General features: G+C 52.6%; 27 protein-coding genes. 25 read left to right on the top strand and 2 right to left on the bottom strand.

The window, feature by feature from the left end; all coding sequences use genetic code 11:
- Position 1 precedes the first annotated feature (1 nt).
- The 7 genes from G5574_RS07935 (at position 2) to G5574_RS07905 (ending at position 4,089) form a co-directional block, all read left to right on the top strand.
- The gene (locus tag G5574_RS07935; protein ID WP_164482438.1) at positions 2 to 493 is read left to right on the top strand and encodes a hypothetical protein; all 492 of its coding nucleotides are present in this window, start codon (positions 2 to 4) and stop codon (positions 491 to 493) included.
- Positions 483 to 1,076, top strand: a complete 594-nt coding sequence (locus G5574_RS07930; RefSeq protein WP_164482437.1) for a hypothetical protein — start codon at positions 483 to 485, stop codon at positions 1,074 to 1,076. Before G5574_RS07935 ends, G5574_RS07930 begins: the two co-directional genes overlap by 11 nt.
- A complete protein-coding gene (locus G5574_RS07925) occupies positions 1,069 to 1,284 on the top strand; it encodes a hypothetical protein (protein ID WP_164482298.1) in 216 nt (71 codons plus the stop codon). Before G5574_RS07930 ends, G5574_RS07925 begins: the two co-directional genes overlap by 8 nt.
- Positions 1,277 to 1,615, top strand: a complete 339-nt coding sequence (locus tag G5574_RS07920; RefSeq protein ID WP_164482436.1) for a hypothetical protein — start codon at positions 1,277 to 1,279, stop codon at positions 1,613 to 1,615. The genes G5574_RS07925 and G5574_RS07920 overlap by 8 nt, the downstream gene beginning before the upstream one ends.
- A gap of 63 nt (positions 1,616 to 1,678) precedes the next feature.
- Positions 1,679 to 1,951, top strand: coding sequence for a hypothetical protein (locus tag G5574_RS07915; protein WP_164482435.1), 273 nt, complete (start codon positions 1,679 to 1,681; stop codon positions 1,949 to 1,951).
- A 94-nt stretch (positions 1,952 to 2,045) separates the two neighbouring features.
- Entirely contained in the window at positions 2,046 to 2,624 is a 579-nt protein-coding gene (locus G5574_RS07910; RefSeq protein ID WP_244964681.1) for a terminase small subunit, read from the top strand.
- Entirely contained in the window at positions 2,617 to 4,089 is a 1,473-nt protein-coding gene (locus G5574_RS07905; protein WP_164482434.1) for a terminase, read from the top strand. The genes G5574_RS07910 and G5574_RS07905 overlap by 8 nt, the downstream gene beginning before the upstream one ends.
- On the opposite strand, the gene G5574_RS07900 is transcribed toward G5574_RS07905, so the two are convergent.
- Positions 4,086 to 4,295 (bottom strand): hypothetical protein, encoded by a 210-nt coding sequence (locus G5574_RS07900; RefSeq protein ID WP_164482433.1) that lies wholly within the window; start codon positions 4,293 to 4,295, stop codon positions 4,086 to 4,088. The genes G5574_RS07905 and G5574_RS07900 overlap by 4 nt on opposite strands.
- Positions 4,296 to 5,069: 774 nt before the next feature.
- On the opposite strand from G5574_RS07900, the gene G5574_RS07895 reads away from it, so the two are divergent.
- Genes G5574_RS07895 through G5574_RS07815 form a run of 17 tightly spaced genes read left to right on the top strand, consistent with a single transcriptional unit; the run spans position 5,070 to position 22,093 of the window.
- A complete protein-coding gene (locus G5574_RS07895; protein WP_164482432.1) occupies positions 5,070 to 5,276 on the top strand; it encodes a hypothetical protein in 207 nt (68 codons plus the stop codon).
- A gap of 15 nt (positions 5,277 to 5,291) precedes the next feature.
- Positions 5,292 to 6,956 (top strand): portal protein, encoded by a 1,665-nt coding sequence (locus tag G5574_RS07890; RefSeq protein ID WP_164482431.1) that lies wholly within the window; start codon positions 5,292 to 5,294, stop codon positions 6,954 to 6,956.
- Entirely contained in the window at positions 6,953 to 7,249 is a 297-nt protein-coding gene (locus tag G5574_RS07885) for a Bbp19 family protein (protein WP_164482430.1), read from the top strand. The genes G5574_RS07890 and G5574_RS07885 overlap by 4 nt, the downstream gene beginning before the upstream one ends.
- On the top strand, positions 7,249 to 7,698 hold the full coding sequence (locus G5574_RS07880) for a hypothetical protein (protein ID WP_164482429.1): 450 nt from the start codon (positions 7,249 to 7,251) through the stop codon (positions 7,696 to 7,698). Before G5574_RS07885 ends, G5574_RS07880 begins: the two co-directional genes overlap by 1 nt.
- 8 nt (positions 7,699 to 7,706) lie before the next feature.
- Positions 7,707 to 8,414 carry a peptidase gene (locus G5574_RS07875; RefSeq protein ID WP_164482428.1) on the top strand — a complete coding sequence of 236 codons (708 nt, stop codon included), beginning with the start codon at positions 7,707 to 7,709 and terminating at the stop codon, positions 8,412 to 8,414.
- A gap of 11 nt (positions 8,415 to 8,425) precedes the next feature.
- The gene (locus tag G5574_RS07870) at positions 8,426 to 9,412 is read left to right on the top strand and encodes a major capsid protein (RefSeq protein ID WP_164482427.1); all 987 of its coding nucleotides are present in this window, start codon (positions 8,426 to 8,428) and stop codon (positions 9,410 to 9,412) included.
- Positions 9,413 to 9,465: 53 nt separating this feature from the next.
- Positions 9,466 to 9,903 (top strand): Bbp16 family capsid cement protein, encoded by a 438-nt coding sequence (locus G5574_RS07865; protein ID WP_164482426.1) that lies wholly within the window; start codon positions 9,466 to 9,468, stop codon positions 9,901 to 9,903.
- Positions 9,904 to 9,914: 11 nt separating this feature from the next.
- Positions 9,915 to 10,322: a hypothetical protein gene (locus G5574_RS07860; RefSeq protein ID WP_164482425.1), complete on the top strand. Its 408-nt coding sequence runs from the start codon at positions 9,915 to 9,917 to the stop codon at positions 10,320 to 10,322.
- A 49-nt stretch (positions 10,323 to 10,371) separates the two neighbouring features.
- Positions 10,372 to 10,698, top strand: a complete 327-nt coding sequence (gene gp10, locus G5574_RS07855) for a capsid staple protein (protein ID WP_164482424.1) — start codon at positions 10,372 to 10,374, stop codon at positions 10,696 to 10,698.
- Complete coding sequence (locus G5574_RS07850) at positions 10,698 to 11,303, top strand: phage connector family protein (protein ID WP_164482423.1); 606 nt, start codon at positions 10,698 to 10,700, stop codon at positions 11,301 to 11,303. Before gp10 ends, G5574_RS07850 begins: the two co-directional genes overlap by 1 nt.
- Complete coding sequence (locus tag G5574_RS07845; RefSeq protein ID WP_164482422.1) at positions 11,303 to 13,777, top strand: phage tail protein; 2,475 nt, start codon at positions 11,303 to 11,305, stop codon at positions 13,775 to 13,777. The genes G5574_RS07850 and G5574_RS07845 overlap by 1 nt, the downstream gene beginning before the upstream one ends.
- Positions 13,777 to 14,241, top strand: a complete 465-nt coding sequence (locus G5574_RS07840; protein ID WP_164482421.1) for a hypothetical protein — start codon at positions 13,777 to 13,779, stop codon at positions 14,239 to 14,241. The genes G5574_RS07845 and G5574_RS07840 overlap by 1 nt, the downstream gene beginning before the upstream one ends.
- Complete coding sequence (locus G5574_RS07835; protein WP_164482420.1) at positions 14,241 to 14,813, top strand: virion core protein, T7 gp14 family; 573 nt, start codon at positions 14,241 to 14,243, stop codon at positions 14,811 to 14,813. The genes G5574_RS07840 and G5574_RS07835 overlap by 1 nt, the downstream gene beginning before the upstream one ends.
- A gap of 11 nt (positions 14,814 to 14,824) precedes the next feature.
- Positions 14,825 to 17,335, top strand: a complete 2,511-nt coding sequence (locus tag G5574_RS07830; RefSeq protein WP_164482419.1) for a hypothetical protein — start codon at positions 14,825 to 14,827, stop codon at positions 17,333 to 17,335.
- Positions 17,335 to 19,188: a hypothetical protein gene (locus tag G5574_RS07825; RefSeq protein ID WP_164482418.1), complete on the top strand. Its 1,854-nt coding sequence runs from the start codon at positions 17,335 to 17,337 to the stop codon at positions 19,186 to 19,188. Before G5574_RS07830 ends, G5574_RS07825 begins: the two co-directional genes overlap by 1 nt.
- Positions 19,188 to 21,917 (top strand): hypothetical protein, encoded by a 2,730-nt coding sequence (locus tag G5574_RS07820; protein ID WP_164482417.1) that lies wholly within the window; start codon positions 19,188 to 19,190, stop codon positions 21,915 to 21,917. Before G5574_RS07825 ends, G5574_RS07820 begins: the two co-directional genes overlap by 1 nt.
- Positions 21,914 to 22,093 carry a hypothetical protein gene (locus G5574_RS07815; protein WP_164482416.1) on the top strand — a complete coding sequence of 60 codons (180 nt, stop codon included), beginning with the start codon at positions 21,914 to 21,916 and terminating at the stop codon, positions 22,091 to 22,093. Before G5574_RS07820 ends, G5574_RS07815 begins: the two co-directional genes overlap by 4 nt.
- A gap of 77 nt (positions 22,094 to 22,170) precedes the next feature.
- Here the strand turns inward: G5574_RS07815 and G5574_RS07810 are convergent, their stop codons facing one another.
- Positions 22,171 to 22,431 (bottom strand): hypothetical protein, encoded by a 261-nt coding sequence (locus tag G5574_RS07810; protein WP_164482415.1) that lies wholly within the window; start codon positions 22,429 to 22,431, stop codon positions 22,171 to 22,173.
- A gap of 176 nt (positions 22,432 to 22,607) precedes the next feature.
- On the opposite strand from G5574_RS07810, the gene G5574_RS07805 reads away from it, so the two are divergent.
- Complete coding sequence (locus G5574_RS07805; protein ID WP_164482414.1) at positions 22,608 to 25,031, top strand: hypothetical protein; 2,424 nt, start codon at positions 22,608 to 22,610, stop codon at positions 25,029 to 25,031.
- Positions 25,032 to 25,053: the final 22 nt, after the last annotated feature.

Below are 25,053 nucleotides of genomic sequence, written 5' to 3'. Positions count from 1 at the left end.
TATGGGTAGTAGGCTAGATATTTTAAAAGCCTCGCTTGCTAAAAAGCAGGCTCGATTTGATGAGCGACTGCAAAACCACTTCGACACCGTGGCCCAGGCAAACGGACAGCCACTCAACGACAAGCGCAATGGGCGCTCAACGCTGAATAAGTGGGATAAGCAAAGCGATGCCCTGAGGACGTTGCAGGACAGCATTCAGCGGACTAAGGAGGCAATAGGGCGCGAAGAGGCAAAGATTGCAATGACAAGCCTGGTTGAACTTCCTTCCTATATTCAGCAAGCGATTGATGATGGCCTGATTACTCAATGGCGAAAACATCCGCGTTTCTTCTTTGTGGTCGGCGTCAGTGGTGGCCGCATAGTGCTTGATGAGGAAACCGGAATAATCGCGCATAGATACCTAAGCAAAGTTCCGAAAGACGAATATGCTGTCTTTCGTGATGTTTTCAACAAGCTAAACCGGCAGTGCCGGGAGGCCAACCATGACAACTAATTCCCCCAATCCAGTTGATGGTGATGTACTGAAGGAACTTCGCAGCCGATATGCGGAGCCTAAAATCCCAAGTTGTAGCATTTGCGGTGGTGAGCTTTCTGTTCAACGTTCAGGCGGTGGAAGCCCTACGATTTGGGCTTGCTCAGGGATGATTGACGACCCTACTGGTGAGCGAACCTGGATTTATGCTGAAGGTCGTAGCTGTGCTGATGAGCACTATGAGCGCTCACGCTGGACCGATTACAGGCGTGGTGGTGACAGCGATGTAATTGACCTCATTGATGCTTACCAGGCTCTTTTAGCTCTGCACCTTAACGCCACCGCACAGCCTGTAAGCGATGGGTTGGTTTCAGTTCCGCGTTCATTAACGGCTGAGAATGGCGCGAAGGCGGCATTACTTGGTGAGTTTAGCGTGCAGCAAAATATTGTATGCCATGAATGCCTTGGTGAAGGTTGTGATGATTGCAACGGGCAAGGTCACTGGATAAGCAGCATTCCCGTTGACTGGACGACCATCAAGGAAATATGGGCTAAAGGTGTTGAGCATTTCTCGCCAGCAGCGCCGGGAGGTCAGGATGATTAGTGATGAGCGCCTGGAAGAGGTGATTAATGGCGATATTCTATTCACTGATGAACAACGAGAGATCGCAAAAGAGCTTCAGGCTTATCGTAAAGAGCCTATTCCAGATGAACTTTTAAATGCAAGGCAGAATGATAAAGGCATGTTTGAAATCAGCGAAGACTGCATGTGCAGATTAATTAATATGCTGTGCAGGTCGCCAAATGCCTAAATCCCCCGCCGAACGTAAAGCAGAGCAGCGAGCCAGACAGGCCGCTGCCGGTGTCAGAAAGCTTGAGATTGTTCTCGATGAGCAGGAACTGACAATGCTGGAGCAGAACTGCACCGCTCGCCGCCCAGGCCGTGAGCCCTACGAAATGGCAGAGTATATCGCTCTGCTTATTCGCCAGGACGATGCGCGGGTCCGTAGCCGGTTTAAATCGATGAGTAAGCGTCAGTGCGGTAAGTGTGGAGATTGCCTGCCTGTGCAGGATTGTCCACTGAAAGAAGAGTCAGCCTGTTGGGTTAGTTTGGGCTGGCATGAAACCAAATTAGCATTGTGACATGTCACAGCAATAAATCGCCTCGTCTATACTGCATTCAGGTATTCGACGGGGCTTTTTTATATGCGGACATTCATCAGTGGCGGCGTTTATTTCTATTTCCTGTCACCGGGCGACAAGGTGCCAGCGCCGGACGGCAGCTTTATCGGAGCCTATGCCATCTGGCAGCGTGAAGATGATAAGTGGGATGTGCGCTGGTGTCGGTACGGTAAATGGGTAGAGATAGCCAGTCAGCACTTCGACACCGAGAACGAGGCTTTCAATGTGGCGCACGCCCACTACGTTGAGGATGAAAAGAACAGTTACCGCATGGTGCCGGGCAAAGAGCCAGAGTGATCGCCAGGCGCAAAAGAATTAAACCACCGGTTTGGTGGTTTTTTTTTGCATGATATGATTACCAAAACGGTAATTATATTGCGAGGTGTTACCAGTGCCTAAGCCACAATCCACGAAGCCGCTGACCGAACAGATGGTGCGGTACTGCGAAGAACGTATCAAAAACCCCGATGATCAGACAGGTTGCGCTATTGCCGCCGGCTACTCAGCAGCCACAGCAGCACAGGCCGCAAGTCGTCTTGAAGCCGATCCGCGCATACAGGAGCGCATCGCACATCTGCGCCAGGCGCGAAGCCGCCGGACAAAGATTGACGCTGATTATGTGCTGAAAAGGCTGGTGGAGATTGACCAGATGGATGTGCTCGACATCCTCACCGATGAGGGCAGCCTGAAACCGGTAAGCCAGTGGCCAAAGGTCTGGCGAACGTCGCTCAGCGCCATGGATATTAACCGGATCCGCATGGCTGGCTCTGACGGTCAGGAAGATATCGAATCGACCATGCAGAAAGTGAAGTGGCCGGACAAGGTGAAAAACCTTGAGCTGATCGGTAAGCACGTAGGTGTAAGCGCGTTCAAAGAAGTGCAGGAGCTTAATATCAACGTGAGCCTTGCCGACAAGCTGGCCGCTGCCCGCAAGCGCGCTGCCAGTGCTAAAGGTGGTGAAGATGAGTAGTACCGCCCAGCTTGAGGCCCAACTGATAGAAGATATTGGCGCTTTCACGCACGACCCTTACGGCTATGCCATGTACGCATTCCCCTGGGGCGAAGAGGGCACCGACCTGGCTTACTCGAAAGGCCCGCGCAAATGGCAGGAACAGGCATTTAAAGAGATTGGCGATCACCTGCAAAATCCCGAGACACGGCACCAGCCTCTGATGATTGGGCGCGCATCCGGGCACGGTATCGGGAAATCTGCGTTTATCTCGATGCTGGTCAAGTGGGGCATGGATACCTGCGAAGATTGCAAGGTGGTGGTGACCGCCAACACCGAAAACCAGTTACGCACCAAGACGTGGCCAGAGATTGCCAAGTGGCAGCGCCTCAGCATCACACAGGACTGGTTCACTTGCACCGCCACAGCGATTTACAGCAACGATCCGTCGCATGCCAAATCGTGGCGCGCTGATGCCATCCCGTGGTCTGAGAACAACACAGAGGCATTTGCGGGCCTGCACAACGAGCGTAAGCGCATCATTCTGATATTCGACGAGGCATCTAACATCGCAGATCTGGTGTGGGAGGTTGCCGAGGGTGCGCTGACTGATGAGAATACGGAAATAATCTGGGTGGCGTTCGGTAACCCGACGCGTAACACCGGCCGTTTTCGTGAGTGTTTCCGTAAGCTGCGCCACCGCTGGAAAACCGCGCAGATAGACAGCCGCACCGTGGAGGGCACCAACAAAGAACAGATCCAGAAGTGGGTAGACGACTACGGCGAGGACAGCGACTTTGTGAAAGTGCGTGTGCGCGGCCTGTTCCCGTCGGCATCAGAGGCCCAGTTTATCCCCACCGGTCTGACCGATGCGGCCGTGGGCAGGGTGATTACGCCGGGCCAGATAGCGCATGCGGCCACCGTTATCGGGGTTGACCCTGCGCACCAGGGCGGCGACCCGGCGGTGATCTACCTGCGACAGGGGCTGCACTGCAAGAAGCTGGGAGAGTACCAGCGCACGACCGATGATGTGTGGTTTGCCAAAATCATATCCAGTTTCGAGGACCAGTATCAGGCCGACGCGGTGTTCATCGATTACGGCTACGGCACGGGCGTGAAATCAGTTGGCGATAACTGGGGCCGCAACTGGCAACTGATACAGTTTGGCTCCGGATCCACCGACCCGCAGATGGCGAACAAGCGCGGCGAAATGTACAACGCAGTTAAGACCTGGCTGAAAGACGGCGGCCAACTGGACAGCCAGCAGGTGGCAGAGGAATTGTCAGCGGCAGAATACAAGGTCAGGCTGAAAGACAGCCGCATTGTGCTGGAGGATAAGGCGAGTATCAAAGATCGTTTGGGTAAATCACCTAATGACGCCGATGCGTTGGCACTGACGTTCGCCTTCCCTGTGGTGAAAAAGCTGCAGTATGTTGGCAGTCAGGAACAGGGCCGCAGCGAAACAGACTACGACCCCTATGCTTAAATCCGGTTGAAAGCGGTGATTCTGATATCTTCAACAGCGACTTTGTTTTCAGCATTAATGATTTGAATCGACTCAATCATTGCCTTAGCTGGTGGCGTACCGGTAATTGATTGATAAATGATGGACCCAAAAATTGATTCACCATTACCGTTCTTGCTGCGCCATGCTACAAAGTATGAATCTTTAGGTTCCTGAGCTTGAGACATATTTCCTCCTGAGGTTTAAAAATATTTTATCGGAGGAATCATAAAAAACTTTAAACAAAAAAATGCCCGCACGAAGCGGGCCAACCAGATTACAGACTCAGGATTGTGACTCTTCGGACACAGAGATAAACCCTCTCAAAGGCTTATGCCTGTATCAAAAAAATGGCGGCATCAACGACAAATTGGGTAAAACGTTGAGCCGCCTAAATACAACACAGCAATGACAGATCACGGTCTTAGGCACATCGGTGAGAGCACTCAGCGCCTCTGTGGCGCGCCTGAACGCCCGCCAAATGCTCTCGCCTGATGTGTTGTGGTGGCCGGTGCTGATCTCCGGCTTTACCCTGAGTGGCCGACTTTACGGCTCCGCGTGGTATTCGCGATTGATAGCGCATCAGCCTGCGCATTCACCACAACGGAAATAGCACTGACAGGCGGCACCGCCCTTACTGATTGCCAGCGTCTGACTGGACACTTCAATGCTATTACCTGTTGTGTGCCGTCTCTTCCGGCTGTCATCTGGATTGAACTCGCCCAGAACGAGATTGAAGGATTAACCGCTCCCTACAGCGTGCCGGGCTTTCACCGGATCCCCGCCTTTACTTTTAAGCCCAATATACTGCTGCGGTAATCCGGGCTATGGCCGACGTGTCAGCGCTCTCCACGGCTTAACTATTACCATTATGGTAACTGATGTCAAATTATTTTCTGTATAGTGGTTAAAATAATGCGTATGTGGTTTAATTTTGGTAACTATCCAAAGGAGTTACCAACATGTGCGTGGGTTCTAAACCGTCAGTACCATCAGCGCCTGCGATTCAGGCTGCGCCACAGAGTGAAGATACCGCCGTGGTCAACGCCCGCGACGAGGAAGAACGCCGCCGCCGCGCTGCTGCCGGTCGTGCTTCCACCATCCTGACCGGTTCGCAGGGCGTCACTTCTCAGGCCAACACCAGCAGCAAAACGCTGCTCGGTCAGTAATAAACCGGGGCGATCATGGCTGAGCAAGAAACGCTGAAGCAGAGATTAAACAAACAGTTCGGCCTGTTAAATCAGGAGCGGACAACATTCGATCCCCACTGGCGTGACCTGTCTGATTACATCAGCCCGCGCTCCAGCCGCTTCCTCGTTTCCGATGCAAACCGTGATAACCGCCGCAACACACAGGTTGTTGACCCGACCTGCACCCTGGCTGAGCGCACGCTCTCCAGCGGCATGATGTCCGGCATCACCAGCCCCGCGCGCCCGTGGTTCACGCTGTCAGTTTCCGATCCAGCCATGAAAGATTACGGCCCGGTCAAAGTCTGGCTGGAAGATGTTCAGCGCCGCATGAATGAGATTTTCAATAAATCGAATCTCTATCAGTCATTGCCGATCGTCTATGCGCAGCTTGGCACTTACGGCACGGCGGCCATGGCTGTGCTGGAAGATGACGAGGACGTAATCCGCACGTACGCGTTCCCGATAGGGAGTTACTACGTATCAAACAGTTCTCGTCTGAGCGTTGACACCGTATTCCGCAAATTCCGCATGACTACCCGCCAGCTGGTGGAGCAGTTCGGCCTGGATAACGTCAGTGAAACCGTTAAAGGCCAGTGGAATACACAGTCAACAGAGACATGGCACGACGTCATGCACGCCGTTTATCCAAACGTCAACCGCGATACCGGAAAGCTGGACGCCAAAAATAAGCGTTACAGCTCTGTGTATTACGAGTGCGCCGGTGATGACAAGGTGCTGCGCGAGTCAGGCTTTGATGAATTCCCGATTCTGGTGCCACGCTGGGAAGTGAATGGCGAGGATGCCTATGGTAGCAACTGCCCAGGCATGACCGCATTAGGCCAGGTCAAAGCGCTGCAGCTTGAACAGAAGCGTAAAAGCCAGCTCATCGATAAAGCGACAAACCCGCCACTGGTTGGGCCTTCGTCGCTCAAACAGCAGCGGATATCTCAACTGCCTGGTGCGGTGACTTATCTCGATCAGTTGACAGGGCAGGACGGTTTGAAGCCGCTCTATATGGTCAACCCGAACACCGGTGACCTGCTGAACGACATTCAGGACACGCGCGAAACTATCCGCAGCGCCTATTTTGTTGACCTGTTCCTGATGCTGCAAACCATCAATACCCGCTCTATGCCGGTGGAAGCGGTCAATGAATTGCGCGAAGAGAAACTGCTGATGCTCGGCCCGGTGCTGGAGCGCCTGAATGATGAGTTTCTCGATCCGCTGATCGACCGGGTATTCGCCATCATGTCCCGCAAGGGAATGCTGCCACCTGCGCCGGAAGTTCTCCAGGGTACCGCGCTACGCATCGAATATATCTCGGTCATGGCCCAGGCGCAGAAGTCTATCGGCGTCAGCAGTATGGAGCGTTTCGTTGGATTCGTCGGCGGCATGGCACAGGCCAAACCAGAAGCGCTCGACAAAATCGACGTCGACAAACTCATTGACAGCTATGGCGACTCTATCGGCGTATCGCCAACCGTCATCGTTCCCGACGAGCAGGTGCAGCAGATTCGTCAGCAGCGTGCCGAACAGATGCAGATGGCACAGCAAATGCAAATGGCTCGCGAGGCTATCGGCGGTGCCAAGGATTTAAGTCAGGCGAATCTTGAAGGCCAGAACGGTCTGACCGCCGTAGCTGGAGCAGCACAGCAATGAACGATTTCGAACAAAGCCAGGAACTGGCAGACCAGCAGTTACAACAGCGCCTTGCCGCAGAACGTGAGCGTGATGACCTGATCCACGTCATGGAAAGCCCACAGGGCCGCCGCGTCATCTGGAAGGTGCTGAAAGGTGCTGGTGTGTTCTCTGTCTCTTTCACTGGTGACAACAACCAGACCAATTTCAACGAAGGGCGCCGCAATGAAGGCCTGCGCCTGTTTACAGAGGTGATGACTCATTGCCCTGATCTCTATCTGACCATGGCTAAAGAGAGCGAGGAAAAACCCTGATGCCTTTTACCGACATTAAGTTTGTGCGCACCTCATCCATTGCAGAGCTGGAATCAATGCTTCCTCCCCTGCTGAAGCAGGGCTATCAGCCTTATGGCGTCGTACAGATCCGCAACTCACCTAACTCACAGGGCGGATATGACTTCTTCCAGGCACTGGTAATGGGCGACAGCTCCGTACTGGCTGCCAATCAGAAGTTGCTGACCGATGGTGACAGCGTGACCGTGCAGAACAGTGCCGGTGTCGCGGTGAGCGGTACGCACAAGATTTCCATCGTCAACGGTGTGCTGGTCCTCAAGCTGGACCCAGCAGTGGCCGCACTGACAAACGGTCAGGTCATTAACAGCGTGCCTGTCACCAATAACGCAATTCTGGCGGTTGGCACCACAAACAGAAAAGTCACCAGCACTGTATCAGCTGGTTCAGTCACCAATTTAGCGATCGCCTAAGGGGTTTTATGAACGCGTTATTTCGCAAGATTTTCAACGTCCGGTTTCAGTCAGAGGCGGCCGGGGCTGAAGCCCCAGCAGCAGGTTCCGATGCAGGTGCGCCAGCGTCAGAGCAGACAGCACAGACCGGAAATGAGCAGCCATCGGGCACAGAAGGCGCTAATGCTGAAGGCGAAGATGGTCAGCCAGCGGAAGGTCAGTCGGGTAAGGAAGGCGATGGCGAAGGCAAAAAGCCTGAAGAACAGAAGAAGCCAGAAGGCGCGCCAGAAGCCTACGAGTTTAAAGCGCCCGAAGGCAGCGAGCTGGACAAAGCGGCTGTTGAGCAGTTCGAGCCAATCGCCCGTGAACTGAACCTGTCACAGGAGCAGGCCCAAAAGCTGGTCGATCTGTATGGCACCAAAGTCATGCCGCAGCTGATGAAGCAGCAGGCCGACACCTGGCAAAAGCAGGTGGCCGACTGGGGCACCGCGACCAAAGAAGACAAAGAGATCGGCGGCGAAAAATTCGAAGCCAATCTAACCCGCGCTAAACAGGCAATGGATAAATTCGCCACGCCTGAACTGCGCGAGTTTTTAGAGACAAGCGGCATGGGCAACCATCCAGAGTTGATCCGTGTGTTTGTAAAGGTTGGCGCGGCCATGTCTGAGGACAGCCTGGTCACGTCAAATGAGAAAGGCCAGCGTTCGGCGGCCGACGTACTTTATGGCAAAAACTGAGGAAAAAAATTATGGCTGTTAAAGGCTTAACTGCGCTGACGCTGGCTGACTGGGGTAAGCGCGTAGATCCAAACGGTAAGATTGACAAAATCACTGAGCTGCTTTCGCAGACCAACCCGATTTTGCAGGACATGCTGATTGTGGAAGGTAACCTTCCTACCGGTCACCGCACCACTGTTCGCTCAGGTCTGCCTAACGCTACATGGCGTTTGCTGAACTATGGCGTACAGCCTAGCAAGTCAACCACGGTACAGATCACTGATTCTATCGGCATGCTGGAAAGCTATGCGGAAGTTGATAAATCACTGGCTGACCTGAACGGAAATACCTCTGAATTCCGCCTGTCTGAAGACCGCGCGTTTATTGAAGCGATGAATCAACAGATGGCACAGACGCTTTTCTATGGCGACACCAGCGTTAACCCGCAGCAGTTCATGGGGCTGTCATCACGCTACTCCAGCAAGACTGCCGGCAATGGTCAAAACATTATCGACGCTGGCGGTACCGGCACTGATAACACGTCTATCTGGCTGGTTGTATGGGGTGAAAATACCGTTCACGGCATCTTCCCTAAAGGCCAGAAAGCTGGCTTGCACATGGAAGATAAAGGCCAGCAAACGCTGCGTGATGCTAACAACAACCCGTATGAAGGTTACCGCACCCATTACAAATGGGATAACGGTCTGTCACTGCGTGACTGGCGTTATGTGGTTCGTATCGCAAACATTGATGTCAGCGATCTGTCTGTGCCGGGCTCTGCTGCCAACATCGTCAGCCTGATGGTTAAGGCGCTGCACCGCATCCCTAACCGCGGTATGGGTAAACCTGTGTTCTATATGAACCGCACAATCGGCCAGGCGCTGGATCTCCAGTCACTGGACAAAGCTTCTCTGGCGCTCAGCGTCAAAGAGACTGAAGGCGAATGGTGGACTTCTTTCCGTGGCGTCCCGATCCGTGAAACTGATGCCATTCTCGAAACAGAAGCGCGCGTAGTTTAACCCCTGACTAATCCGGCGGGCTGATACCTGGCCCGCCTTATGGAGAAATAAAGATGATCCTCGACAAACTGTTGATGTTCTCCGAAGCGCAGGCGGTGACCGCTTCTGCTGCTTCAACCGACGTTATCGACCTGGGCCCAATCGACGGCACGCGCCGTGATATTGGTGTTGGCTACCCGCTTGAATTCTGGGCGAACGTGAATACCACTGCGGCCGCCGCCGGTGCTGCAACAGTCAACATTCAGTTGCAGACCAGCCCTGATAACAGCACCTGGACCACTCTGACATCTACGGGTGATCTGGCATTGTCCGCGCTGACTGCTGGCAAGCGTGTCATGTCACAGAAGGTTCCCCAGGGTGTTCAGCGTTATCTGCGCGTGAACTATGTTGTGGGCACTGGGCCGCTGACCGCTGGCGCATTTACCGCCGGTATTAACCTGGATGTGGATAACAACGCACCGTATCCGATCCGCTCTCGCATCACTGGTTAAGGGGCGCGTAAATGTCAGAAACCACTAAAGAAAAGGCAATGTATCGCGTTCTTCGCCTGTCCCACATTCATAACAACCTGTGGCCTGAAGGCTCAGAAGTTGAGTATGACGGTGAGCCGGGCACCGCGCTGGAGCCATTAAACGATGCCGCTAAGGCGGCCAAGAAAAAGTCAGAGAAGAAAGGGAAGGCTGTTGAAGTCACCGTGCCAAACGGAATCGATAACCCGCCACCCGCTGGCGGAAACGGTAACCAGCCAAACCCTGAAGGCGGCAATGGCGGAAACGGTCAGGGTGATGAAGATCTGGACAAACTCCGAGAAGAGTATGAAGGACTCTTTAACGAGAAGCCTCACTTCAACTTCAAAGCCGAAACCCTCCGCGAAAAAATCGCAGAGAAGCGACGCGAACTCGGTCAGTGACCGGCGATAAGACAGGGGCCGGTTGGCCCCTTTTTTTCAGGAGCATTTTATGAAAGTCGTCAACATGAAAACCGGCACCGAGTCAGTGGAAGGTGAAAACGGACAGACTGAAACCCGCGACGAATACCCGTGGGGCTTACGTATTACGCTGAACAGCGATGCACTTAAAAAACTCGGTATCGATCTGCCAAAGGTTGGCGACATGATGGCACTGGGCGGACTGGCTAAAGTCGTTGGCGTCAGCGTGCGCGAGTCAGAAAACAGCGATTCGCACAGTCAGGTCGACTTACAGATCACTGACTTTGGTATGGAAAAATCAGACGCGACCCCGCCAAAAACAGCGGCCGACACGCTGTACGGATCGGAGGACGATTAATGGCATCGGTCATCGAAATCTGCAACATTGCACTCAGTCGCCTGGGCAACAGCCGCACCATCAACAGCCTGACTGAGAAAAGCAAAGAGGCGGGCCTTTGCGACCTGCACTATGAGTCTGCCCGCCTTGAGGTGCTTGCAGACTTTGACTGGAACTTTGCTATTAAGCGCGTTGCGCTGGCCGATACCGGAGCAGCGCCAAGCGACTGGCAGTATGCCTACCGTTACCCAACCGACTGCCAGCGCATCGTTGATATCATGGTGCCCGGCATGCGTAACCCGCCGGAGCGTTGCCGCATTGAATATCAGGTAGGTTCAGATTTCGAAGGTACCGGCCGACTGATTTACACGGATCAGCCTGATGCCTGGCTCCGTTACGTCAGTGATATTTCAGATCCCAATATGTTTGACCCGCTGTTCCGCAGCGCCCTGTCATGGAAGCTGGCCAGTGAAATCGGCATGCCCCTGGCATCGGCCCCCAATCTTGTCCAGAACTGCCTGACGATGTACTCACAGATTATCCGTAGTGCGGGAAGCCACTCAATGAATGAGAGCCAGGAACCTGTAGAGCCGCAGAGCGAATTCACCAGTGCGAGGTTAAGCTGATGTCCAACAGTATCATCCAGCCCTCATTTGCCGGTGGTGAGATTGCACCAAACGTATACGGCCGCATTGACCTGGCTAAATATTCCGTATCTCTTCGCCGGTGCCGTAACTTCATTGTGCGCCAGTATGGCGGAGTGGAAAATCGCCCGGGCACGCGCTTCATTGCAGAGGCAAAATATCCAAACAAAAAATGCCGCCTAATCCCTTTCCAGTTTTCTACAGTGCAGACTTATGCGCTGGAGTTTGGTGAAGGCTATATGCGCGTATTCAAGGACGGCGGGCAGGTGCTGAATTCTGCGGGTGCTGTTTATGAGATTGCCACCCCGTATCAGGAAGCCGATCTGTTTGAACTGAAGTACACGCAATCAGCAGACGTAATGACAATCTGCCATCCCAATTATGCTCCCCGTGAGTTGCAGCGTTATGCGCACGATAACTGGGCGCTGGTAGAAGTGGTAACCAACAACGGGCCTTTCGAAGACGTCAATATCAATAAGTCCGTTAAGGTTTATGCGAGTGGCGAAACCGGCACGATCACACTGACTGCGAGCAGCGCTATTTTTGGCTCGGAGCAAAACGGCAAACTTTTTTATCTGGAGCAACCTGCTGTCGACTCTGTACCGGTCTGGGAAACCAGCAAGGGTGTAACCGTTGGCATGGTGCGTCGTGCTGAAAATCGTTACTACCGCGCCGTGAGCCCAGGCACAACCGGATCGTTAAGACCATCACATACAGATGGTATTTCATGGGATGGGTGGGGCACAAATGCCGAAGGTGCCACCGGCGTGCAGTGGGAGTATCTGCATTCAGGTTTTGGTATATGCCGCATCACAGCCGTGTCAGGCGATGGCCTGACAGCCACAGCTACCGTTATCAGCCGGATCCCCTCTAATGTCGTTGGCAGCGCTAATTCATCGTACAAGTGGGCCCGATTCGCATGGAACAGCGTCAACGGCTATCCCGGCACAGTAGTTTATTATCAGCAGCGTCTTTTCTTTGCTGCGTCGCGCGCCGCCCCTCAAACCATCTGGTCGAGTCGGTCAGGTGACTATAAGGACTTTGGCAAGAGCTCACCCATCGCCGATGATGACCGTATCACGTACACCTATGCAGGTCGTCAGGTAAACGAGATTCGCCACCTGATCGATGTTGGAGCCCTTGTTGCGCTGACATCTGGCGGCCAGTTCAAGATTAACGGTGACCAGAACAAGGTACTTACGCCCAGCTCGTTCTCCTTCAGCTCACAGGGTGCCGACGGCGCGAGTTCAACACCGCCTATCACAGTCAGCAATATCGCGCTGTTTATTCAGGAAAAGGGCAGCGTCGTGCGTGATCTGGCTTATTCCTTCGACGTCGACAGTTATCAGGGCAGCGACCTTACCGTGCTGGCTAATCACCTGTTTCAGGGTTACCAGCTTACCGACTGGTCATTCTCTGTCGTTCCTTACTCAGCAGCCTGGGCTATTCGTAACGATGGCATGTTACTGACCCTGACCTATCTGCGCGACCAGCAGGTTTTTGCCTGGGCACCACAGCCAACAGATGGGAAATTTGAGTCAACGTGCAGTATCAGCGAGGGTACCGAAGATGCCATTTACTTCACCGTACAGCGAAACGTTAATGGCCAGTCGCGGCGTTATATTGAAAGGCTCTCGACCCGGCAGTTTGTAAATGATGTTGACGCTTTTTTCGTCGATTGTGGACTCAGCTACGATGGGCGCAACACTGACTCGTCACGGAACATGACTGTAGGCACCACTGATGGAACCTGGAAATGGTCATCACCTCTAACGCTGAATGTATCGGGTGCTGCGTATTTCACATCACAGAATGTCGGTGAAGAAATCCATATACCCTATCAGCAGGCAGAAGGCGACGAGCTGGTTGATAAAGTCCTGCGGTTAAAAATCAGCACGGTTAATTCGTCAAACCAGGCATCTGTGACCGCTAACCACGATATCCCTGCAATGCTGCAGAATTTCCCGGTTACTCAGTGGGGAAAAGCTGTTTCTCATTTCTCAGGACTGGATCATCTGGAAGGTAAAACAGTAAATATCCTTGCCGACGGGAACGTTGAACCACAAAAAACCGTCACTGGTGGCTCTGTTGATATCAGTACACCGGGTGCCGTCGTACATATTGGCCTTCCTGTAACGGCAGAGTTTGAAACCCTGGACGTGAACATAACCGGGCAGGAAACGCTGCTTGATAAAAAGATGATCATTTCCCAGGTTAGTCTCCTGGTTAACTCAAGTCGTGGTGTTTTTGCCGGTACCGACGGTAAAAATCTCTATGAGTATGCGCAGCGGGAATACGAGTTTTATGACAACCCTGTTGAGGATGCTACCGGCACGATCGATATCAGTATTGATGCTAACTGGGGTAAAGGTGGCCGCGTATATGTGCGCCAAGAAGATCCGCTACCACTCTCTATCCTTGCTGTAATCCCTTCTGTATCAGTGGGGGGAAGATAATGCCAGATGTTTCGATAGTTGCCGCCACGCCGGAGCATGCCGCCGAACTTGTCTCAAACGTGAGACAGGCCGACATAGAGGAATTTGAATCAGGCTGGTCAATGACGCCTGCGCAGGTACTGGACTATGGCCTTAACCGATCTGCATTTTGCTGGGCCGGTCTTGTCGACGGTGAGGTGGTGGCTGTTTTCGGTGTGACGCCCGCAAGCATTTTAACCGGTTATGGTACGCCCTGGCTGATTGCCTCAGACAAGCTTGAAAGCCATTCACGCGCTTTTATCCGCCACAGCCGCCCTTTACTCGCTGGCATCCTTGAGTCATTCCCTCGTCTTGAGAATTATGTAGATGCCAGAAACATTGCAGCCAAACAGTGGCTGCACTGGCTGGGATTCAAACTTGATGAACCAGCGCCGGCAGGACCCAACGGCATGCTGTTTCACCGTTTCACCCTGGAGAGAAAATAATGTGCGGACCCGTTGCTATCGGTGTGTCCATGCTTGCAGCTACGGCAGCATCTGCCTACAGCCAGCGCCAGCAGTCTAAATATCAGTCAGAGCTTGCCAACTACAACGCTGATCTGCAGGAGAAATCAGCCGACGCCGCAATAAATGCTGGTAACGCGCAGGCAGATCAGATGCGTGCCCGAGCCCGCCAGCTTTCAGGAACGCAGGCGGCGACTATGGCAGCCAGCGGCGTCGACCTGGGCGGTGGCACGGCTGTGGATATTTTTGGCGACACAGCGCAAATGGGCGAACTTGATGCGCTGACTACAGTGAACAATGCCAAAGCACAGGCATATGGTCTTCAGACGCAGGCTGCGGGTAACCGTTCGCAGGCGTCAGCACTCAGTTCTTTCGGAAATCAGCAGGCGGGTATGACGTTGCTCAATGGGACGCTGGGTGCTTATTCAGCTTATGCGTCAGCGGGTGGTAAAAGCCCATTCTCATCATCTTCGTCTGTCGGCGGATCCACTAACTCAAGTGCATTTGGCGGACTGAAAAGCAGCCGTTATGGCAGCAACAGCTTTACCTTTTAAGGACTGAAACTATGCCAACGGTACCTACGTATAATTCAAGGCAGACCAGCGATCAGGGATTGCCAGCGCCACAGGTGAGCGTCCAGACCAGCCCTGAAAATTTCGGGGCCGGGCTGGCAGAAACCGGCAACCGGATTGCTGGTATCCTTGCTGATGAACAGCACAAGGCGAATGTTGCACAGAGCCAGAATGCATTGCTTCAGTTCCAGTCTTTCGCTGAGGACCAGTTCAATAACACTGACAACGGTCTTTACACGAAGCAGGGTAAAAACGCAGTCGGTCAGTCAGAAATGGTTCTTTCGAATATCCGTGGCAAAGCTGAAGAACTTGCGCAGCAGGTGCCGGAATCCATGCGGCCGCAGTTCATGCAGCAGATCAATCAGGCCGGTATGCAGTATAAGCGCCAGGCTAACACGTATGAGATTGGTCAGGTTAAAGAGTACGAGGAAGGCCAGTTTAAGGCGTTGCAGCAGGCCACAGTGACAACCGCCCAGGGGCAGTACAACGACCCGCAGGCATTCACTGCGACCGTGAAGCAGGGATTTACAGCGATAGACCAGTTCGCTGACGCTCATGGCTGGAGTGATGAAGAGCGTGCCAGCGCCAAAAATAAACTGAAAGAGCAGTCTGCTGATGGTGCGCTGTCCGCCGCGTCGACTCAGAACTACATGGACTTCATCAGCCGGAACGGTGAGCCGGGTGATTATGCCGGCGCGGTCCGCGTTTCCGGTTCAACCGGTGATGCGCGGGGGCTGCGTAACAATAACCCTGGCAACATTGAAGCCGGTAAAAACACCTGGGACGGGCAGACCGGAAGTGACGGCCGCTTTGCAAAATTTGTTACCCCTGAACACGGTATCCGCGCGCTGGGTAAAAACCTCATGTCGTATGGCAGTCAGGGATACGATACTGTCAACGAGATCGTAAACCGATGGGCTCCGGCCAGCGACGGCAACAACACAGCGGCTTATGTGAAAGCGCTGTGCAGCCAGTTAGGCGTAAAGGCTGATGACCAGTTAAACCTGACAGATATCAACGTACTCAAGAGCCTGGCAACTGGCATCGTCAAACATGAAAACGGGAGCGTGCCATACAGCGCCGACCAGCTTGATACCGGTATCCGTGCTGCTCTTGGGCTGACGGTACTGGATACACCAAAGCGCTACACCGGAAACGCTGCCTTTGATGCTGCTTCGCCCGAGGCTCAGGCCGCGTATCTTCGCCAGGCAAAATCAATGCAGGGGCAGGCACAGACGCAGCTTAAGGCGCAGCTTACCGATCAGCTTTCCGATGCAAAAGCCGCCTACATGAAAGGGGTTGAGTTCAGCAATCCACCATCACAGCAGCAGCTTATCGCCGCCTGGGGTTACCGCGAGGGCACGCAGCGATTCAACGATCTGCAGAATGACCGCGTTGCCGGCCAGTATATTGGCTCTTTCCGTACCATGCCGACAGCCAGCATTCAGCAGTATGTTGCCGGGCTTAAAACCGAATTAGGTAACGGTGAAGGTTTTGCAAGCCGTTCTGGCGCTTATGATCACGTAGCCGCCGCGGCTAAGCAGGTCATTTCAATGCGCGAATCGAACCCTTATCAGGCCGCTATGGACATCGGGGCATACAAACCGATAGCCGGAAGCAGTCCGGCGGACATTACCGCAGAAGTGAAAAACCGCGCAGCGGCATCAGGTCAGTTACAGCAGATCGGCATTAATGCCCCAATCCTTTCACGGGAAGAGGCGGCAAACGTCAGCAATCAGGTGCGGGGAACTACTGATGTCAACCAGTCGATCTCGCTGTTACAGAGCTTTGGCCGCAATCTGCAACCTGACGCGCTGCGAAAAGTCGCCTCAGCTATAGCGCCTGACAGTGCAGCAACAGCCTATTCAGCGCTAATCCTGGGCACGCCTGATAATCAGTATGACAACCGCTCGCCTGTCATCCCATACAGCCAGTTTGTGCCTTACAAGCCAACGATGAATAAGTATGACGTGGCTAAAACTATCCTCCAGGGCGATCAGTTGATCAACCCAACCAAGGCACAGAAAGAGGCTGGCATCAGCCCGGTCAAGCTGCCGTCGGATGACAAGCTGAAACAGACCTTTGATGATGCTGTCGGATCATCATTCTCACACAACCCGCAGGCGCGACAGATGGCATGGTCTATCTATAAATCTGCCTATGCTGGTCTGGCTTACACCAATGGTGACAATGATGGTGTGAACACTAAAAACGTTGACAGCGACATTGCTGAAAAGGCCGTGCAGATGGCAACCGGCGGGGTGCTCAAAGGCTTCAACGGTGGTGATGTGGTGATGCCCTTCGGCATGGATAAATCGACGTTTAAGGATAAATACACAGCAGCGGCCGGAGAAGCATTAAAGGCCGCCGGACTCAATCCGGCTGGGCAGAACAATTTTATTCCGGTTAACGTCGGTGACAGTCAGTACCGGCTGGTGACCGGCAGCGGTCGTTGGGCGACAGACCCACGCACCGGCGCGCCTGTAACAGTGAGGATCCAGTAATGTCTGACTTATTTTCACTGGCCCCAGAGGGGCAGGCGTGGGCAGATAATCAGGCAGCGGCAAAGCCAGCACAGCCTGACGATTATGATCCACGGTGGTATGCGGGCAGTGGCTCCGCGCTTTTCCGTGGTGCAGCAGAGGGATCTGTCGGACTGTTACAGACCGGTGTTGAAGCCGCAAAGCTTTCCCCTACCTACAGCAGTCTGCGCGGTATCGTGCCAGATTTGGATGAGGTGGTAGACAAGAACTTTACCGAGATTCAGAAATCGCTCAATGATGCGCGTGAGGCCGTCAAACCAGCGCCAAACAGCCAGGGTATCGCGGCTGATATCCTTGAAGGTCTGGGCCGCTTCGCTCCAGCCATCGCTGCAACTGCTGCGGCCGGTCCGGTAGCGGGTGGCGCAGTTGCGTTCGGCAGCAGCCTGGAATCCACAAGGCAGGATTTTCTGGCCAAAGGGGTCAATGAAGATACGGCCGGAGCTCTGGCGCTTGAACAGGCCAGCGCAGACGCGCTTGGAATGGCGCTACCCGCCGGGGTGGGTGCCAGACTGGCGACAAGATTACTTTCCGGTGTGGCTATAAATACGAGCTTTGGAGCGGCTAACCGCTTTGCCCTGGGTGAGACGCTGGAAGCCAATGGCTATGATGAACTGGCTAAGCAATATCGTGTATGGGATAAGCAGGCCATGCTGGTGGATGGTGTGCTGGGCGCAACGTTTGGCGGCGTACATCACCTCACGGCACAGCGCGCGGATACTGCACTGGCTGATACGCAGTCAACATCGCCAGACACGATCAATACCGAATCCTCTACAACATCGGCTAACGACGCGCCGCCCGTTGCCGACACGGTGCCCGCTCAGCCAGAAGTTACCTACGAGTCACGCATGGCAGAGCTACAGCAACTGTCTGATCAGGTGCTCAGTCGTGGTGACCGTAAGGCGCTTTCGCAGCAGGTTTATGACCTGCAATACCAGCATGACCAGGCGACTGCGCAGTTGCAGCAGATAAAGGACACGCCATTATCAGGCAGCGGCAAAGCACTGGCGCAGGCCCGCGCACAGCGTACCGCTCAGGTGAATGAACTGGATATGCGCATAGGTCTGCTTAAAGAGCAGATTGATCAGCGCGGCGCAACTCTGGCCGACAGCAGTCCGGGTGGCAGGTTCTACGATGCCCGCTCAGATCTTTCACGTATAGAGCAGGGGCTGGTTCCAGAAAGCATGCGCGGTCTGGTACCGGAAGCGGGGATTAAACCAAGTGATGTAGATGCCGCCCATGTGATGAATGAGGGGCTTTATTACGATCTTGAATCTTCTCCTGTAGTGCATGCAGATAACGCAAGCCTGAACAGTCATGTAGCAGCTATGGATCAGGCATCGCGCCAGCTGATGTCTGGGGAGCCTGTTAACGTATCAGAGCAGGTCCGCTCTCTTGCCGGTGTCCCCCATCCTGACGCTATCAGCGCAGGCGAGGCGCAGCGCGCCACCATGGCAGAAATCTACCGCGATAACGGTATCCCCGAGACGACCCGTGCACCACAGGATAATCCGGCACCACAGGTGAGGGATGACAGCGCTTTCACTTCTGGCCGCCAGGCAGAAACTGTATCGCCGGAGCAGGTGAGTATTGATCCGGATTCTGGTGAAACCCTTTCATCCAACAGCTTTGACCTGATGATGGCTCGTGACATGTCACGACTGAACGATGAAATAACCGTGAGTCACCCTGATACAGGGGAGAATGTAAGTCTGGCGCAGGCACTGGCCGACCTGGATAATCAACTCGCTACTGTGCAGAAAGAATCGAACGTATACAGCGTGGCCGCTACCTGCTTCCTGAGGAACTCATAATGAAACAAGCCTGTGTTGATGCTATCACCCAGACGCTGGGCCGCCAGCCCAAAGCAGATGAACTTAAAAACATCGAGGACCGGATCAAGGAAGCGGTGCGGCAGGTATCCCGCACCAATGCTAAAAATGGTAAAGGCGGTATCCCTGACGCTGAGACATACAAACAAGCTGCAGATCTTGTAGCCCGCCGCGTAGTGCATGACGTTTTCAAAAAGCGCCAGCGCCTGGCACAGAACGCCATAGCCATTAACAATGTGACCGAGACGCTTAACCGCAACGTGCCGCTGGCAGAACAGACACCGCAAAGTCTTTCGCAGTTTATCTTCGCTGGCCGCAAAGTTTCTGATGGTAAAGAGATTGATGTTGTCTCAGCCGAAGAACTGGCAACAGGCGCTTATCAGGACTGGACGCGCCAGCTTACTGCTGAGATCACGGCGGCCGGTGACGATGTGCAGAAATTCTTTAATGTATTCGATCCCCGTATGGGAAAGTCCTATCAGTTGCAGTTGCTGAAAGAAATCTACGGCGAGGACACGGGCAACGCCGCGGCTAAGAAAGTTGCGAAAATTTGGGGCGATATCACTACGCGCGCCCGGCAGGAGATGAACGATAACGGATTTGATATTGGTTTGCGTGATGACTGGCACCTTCCTTACGTCGATGATGCCGATATGATCCGTGCTGCGGGGCGGGAAGAGTGGCTGAACACCCTTCCGCCCGCCGAAAGGCTACAGGCTCGTGTTGCTGGCAGGATGCCACCTGGCGAGTGGGCGCGTCGTAAGTGGGTAGACGATATCTTTAACACCCAGGACAGAACACAGTTTGTTAACCCTGACGGCACGCCAATGAACGATGTGGAATACCGTGAGGCGCTGGAGTACATCTTCGAGAGTAAGGCCACTGACGGCGCGCAGAAGATGGAGCCCGGCGCGTTTGCGGGCACTGGCGGCATTAAAAATCGCGGCTCACAAAGCCGCGTGCTGGCGTTCAAAGATGCCGACAGCCATTTTAATTACATGGAAAAATACACGCAGCAACCTGTTGTCGGTGTGATGATGGGCCACCTGCAATCCGCCTCCCGCGACCTGGGCGTGGTTAAAGCTTTTGGCCCCGATGCGGCCACTAACTTCCGGCTGATTGCGGATCGCGTCTACCAGAAATCAGTGAGCATTGACGGCGCCGCCCGACCGGTTGAGAAAATGAATAAAGAGCGCGAGCTGGTCCAGCGTATGTTTGACTCAATGGCGGGGCAGAATGGCGTCAACAGCACCAGCGTTTTCTCATCGGTGGTGGGTGGACTCCGTAATCTGATGACCTCAGCCATGCTCGGTTCAAGCGTAATAACTGCCACATCAGATCAGGCAGTTATGCGGGCGGCCGCACAGGCTTTGGGTTTTGATCGCAACGGTATGCGCCTGTCGGCTACTACTTTACGAAACCTGTTCAGCGGCGACGCCAAACGCGCCAACGCCGAGATAGGTCTGATGGTTGACGCTCATTCTGCTGTGATATCGAAAATGGGCGGATTTGACCTTACGCGCGGTATTACAGGCTGGTTCGCTGAGAAGACGCTGAAATGGTCCGGACTGATTGCCATGGACCGGGCAAACAAGGCGGCATTCGGCCTGCTGATGTATAAAAACATCGGTGAGCTGACACGCCGGTTTGCCACAATCGATGACCTAAAAGGAAGTGACAAGGCTCTACTGTCGCAAAAAGGCTGGAGCGCGCAGGACTGGTCTATCATGGCAGCGGCAGATTTACGGCCAATGACCACAGGCGGACACATGGGGATGACCCCTGATGCAATCTATGCCGTGCCGGATACCAGGATTATGGAAATACTGGCACCGCAAATCGAGCGCGTGCGCGCCGGTGCGGATGAGGCACTGGCCAGCCTGGGGGCTATGACAGATTCGCGTGCCAAAAACCTGCGCCAGGCATATGACGCCGAGGTTGAGCAAACCGTAACGCGTATGGTGCGTAACGCGCGTGCTGAAGCGGCTCAAAAACTACTGGGCATAACCCATGGGGAAATGACACAGGCCATCACCACGGCTACAGGCATAGACACCTACGCCCGGGATCAGGGGGGGGAGCTGCTGAAAAGCTTTATGCTGTTCAAAACCACGCCATTTGCGGGTTTCCGGCAGATGGTTACGCGTGCTCAGGATCTGGAGCGGGTACCGGCACTTAAATTTCTGGCAGCTTATATCGGCGGTACAACGCTGACGGGCATGTTTGCAAACCAGATGAATGCGCTGTTGTCAGGCAATGACCCTATCGATATGACAAAGCCAGGCGCATGGGTGGGGGCCACGCTGAAAGGTGGCGGCTTTGGTATCTATGGCGACTTCCTCTTTCAGGACCATACACAATACGGTTCCAGTATCGCCGCCACTCTGGGCGGCCCTAGCCTTGGTCTGGCGGAGTCATTGATGAAACTGCTTATCACCAACCCGCAAAAAGCGCTGCAGGGTGAAGATACGACGTTCGGTGCCGATGCAATTAAAACCGCCAGGATGATTACACCGTTTGCAAACCTGTGGTACACAAAGGCTGTGACGAATCATTTGATACTGCAACAACTCCAGGAAATGGCCAATCCCGGCTATAACGACCGCGTGAGAGACAGAGCACAAAGCCAGTTTGATGTAACCAGTTGGTGGAACCCTGGCGATACAGCACCTCGTCGCGCGCCTGACTTGGAAAAAGCCGTGGGGCAATGATGGAAATTTTAATCAAGCTTATGACAATAGTAGGTTGGTTTTTGCTTGTAACTGCCTACGCAATCGTAGTGTGGATCGTGGTCATCAACCTTCTGAAAAAGAAAATTATTGGTGGGGTAGGCGCTGGCGTTATCTGTGCTGCTATGGCTTTTCTGGCATTATGGATCACCCGTTAATCATAGCCCGCGAAAGCGGGCTTATTATTACCATAACGATAACGTAGGGGGCGAAAGACATCTTCCTGGTAACAATGCTAACTGCTTTTGGCGCATTTAAGGAGATACTCCAGATGCGTTACCATATCTGACTTAATCTTTTTGGATGACGAAACATAGTTGAGTAAAGCGTTTACCTCATCCCTGGCACCTCGCACGTTTTTCCCGTTCCTTTCTAACTCTTCAAGAAGCCTGATTATTTTTGAGTCTTCAGTAAGCTTCTTAATTCCCTCATCACTATAGAGTTTTTCTGTATACGCATCGTTTCCAGGGTAATGATAGTCTGCATCAATTTTCATAATAATCGCCCTCCTAATAACACTGTATATTTACACAGTGTTTAGCGCAAGTTTTTGGACGTCGCTCTGGTCAATAAATTTCATCAATTAAGTTTTAAACGACTATTACCTATTATCCATATATGCATCGAATGCGGTAGACTTGATTGATATTTCAACGCCCGGAGCACGCACAAATGACCGTATCTACAGTAGTCAATCACGAACAGTACGACGGAAACGGAACGACAACGACTTTCCCTTACCGATTTCGAATCCTGAAAAGCAGTCACATGGTTGTTACCGTCTCTGATTCTGATGGTGTTCTTTCGGTCCTCACGTTAGGAACGGACTATGACATCAGCGGCGTAGGCCAGGTCAGTGGAGGCAGTGTTATTCTTAAATCTCCACTGGCACAGGGATGGAAAATTTCACTGGATCGTGACCTGCCAGCCATTCAGGAAACAGACCTCAGAAATCAGGGGAGATTCTTCGCAGAAACGCATGAAGATGCCTTTGACTACCTTACTATGCTTGTGCAGCGTGCATTCTCAGTATTCGGGCTTGCTTTAAAAAAGCCATCCTGGATTGCTAATTATTATGATGCACTGGGAAATTTTATAAAAAACCTCAGGGATCCCGTCAGCCCTCAGGATGCAGCGACAAAAAATTATGTTGATAACCTGGCTGGTTCAAACTTCAACAGGACGTTGCGTACCCCTGAGCCGATACCGTCATTGCCGGCGGCAGATATCCGGGCTAATAAAATTCCAGCATTTAACAGCCAGGGCGATCCCATAGTTGTTTTGCCACCGTCCGGTTCTGCTTCAGACGTCATGATTGAACTGGCTAAACCAGATGGCGCAAAGCTTTCGGGCTACACGAATCCGTCATCTGGTGTTATTGAAAGTGTTAAAAAGGCACTGGATAAGCTCAATGTTCGCATCATCTACGCAGTTGACTTTGGTGTGAAAACCGATGGCACCGATAATGCCGATGCGCTGTGGAAACTTGGTCAGGCCATATCAAATGCCACGACGCCGCTTTATGTGATATTTCCCAAAGGCGTTAGCCTGGTTGGTTCACAGGAGTTAGCTGGAGCAACCGGCAAAGGTTTCTCTTACCGGCCATCCTACTTCTCACGACCGTGGGGTGATGAATCAGACCGTGGCTGGTTCTCGGTTCACAGAACTGACAATGATATAACACTGGATATGTCAGGCTGGACATTAAAAATTAACAGTGGGATGAGGCAGGGTAGCTTCGATCCTGTGACAGGGAATGTTTACAATCCCTCTGCATTGCCTTTTTACCAGCCGGATTACCAGGCAGGACATGGATTCATCATTAAGTTTTACAAAGCTACTCGTCTTAAGGTCATAAGAGGAAATATTGATGGCAACATACCGGGTGCTGTATGGGGTGGAAAATATGGTGATGACGGTTATCAGGCGCCTTCATATAATTTATGGGTCAACGAATGTAGCGGTATTCAGATAGATGATCTTATCTCTGACAGTTCTCCGGTTGATTGTATCTACATTAACAACGGTGTAGACAGTGGCGCAATAAGTCCGCTTTCTGATTACAAGTCATCAACTTTTAATCGTGTTATAGCAAAAAATGCTGGCAGAAATACATGGTCATACACGGGTGGTCATGATGATACTTTTAATGACTGCATTGGTTATAGTGCGGGTAAAACAGCATCCGGTATCGGAAGTCATTTTTCATCGCCACAGGCTGCTATAGATATCGAAAGTGAGGCTGGTGCTATTGGTCGGCTTACCTTCAACAATTCGAAGTTCACTAATGGTGGGCTTGCTGGGATGCAGATATACGGACCAGACAAGGATATCAGCGACATCAGGGTGAACGGCGGTATACTCCATGCTCTTTCTGGAGGGAACGCCCTTCATAATACGAACAGAAATACCTATCTTAAGGGTGTTAAAATCATAGGGTCGATTGCTACCCCAACTGATTCAAAAACGAAAGCGCTGAGCATGGAAGGTTGTGAAATTTATAACAGGGTTGGTAATGATTATATAACCGACTTTCACGTAAATGGAGTTTTCCAAAGGTTTGTAGATTGTGACATACATTACGAAATCCCTAACTTTAATGTAACAACACCAGTAATTAATATGACGGGTAATCCGGGCGTAGGATTCGGCGGATCTATGTCACAATTTAAAGGTGTTACTCTATATGTTTCTGGTAACTCATCCAATCAAACAGTGCAGGTAGGCTCGATCAGGTATTTCAGAGATGCAGAAATGTTCGTTAACTCTGATATGACAGGCAGTAATCCAGTAGCCATTTTCATGAATGAGAGTTCCCCCAGCACGTTTGGTTATGCAACAAATTCATCATTCATTAACTTTGGCGGTTCAATGGAGAAAAGGCCAGATGCTAAAATATGGTATGACACATCTGTTGGTATGTTACTGAATAACTTATATCCATCAATTGATAATAAAATGACTCTGGGGAAGGCAGGCCAGGAGTTTGCTAAGATTTATGTCAATTCAGGCTTTCAGATACGGAGCCCAAGCAGTCAGAAGTGGGATGTAACCATAAACGATAATGGTGACTTTGTAAAAACCCCCATCAATTAAAGTGATCTTTACTGTAAAGATG

The organism is Pantoea stewartii, from assembly GCF_011044475.1.
Taxonomy (GTDB): domain Bacteria; phylum Pseudomonadota; class Gammaproteobacteria; order Enterobacterales; family Enterobacteriaceae; genus Pantoea; species Pantoea stewartii.
Note: the sequence above shows the minus strand (reverse complement) of the source record. Positions and strands in the feature narration are given on the sequence as shown.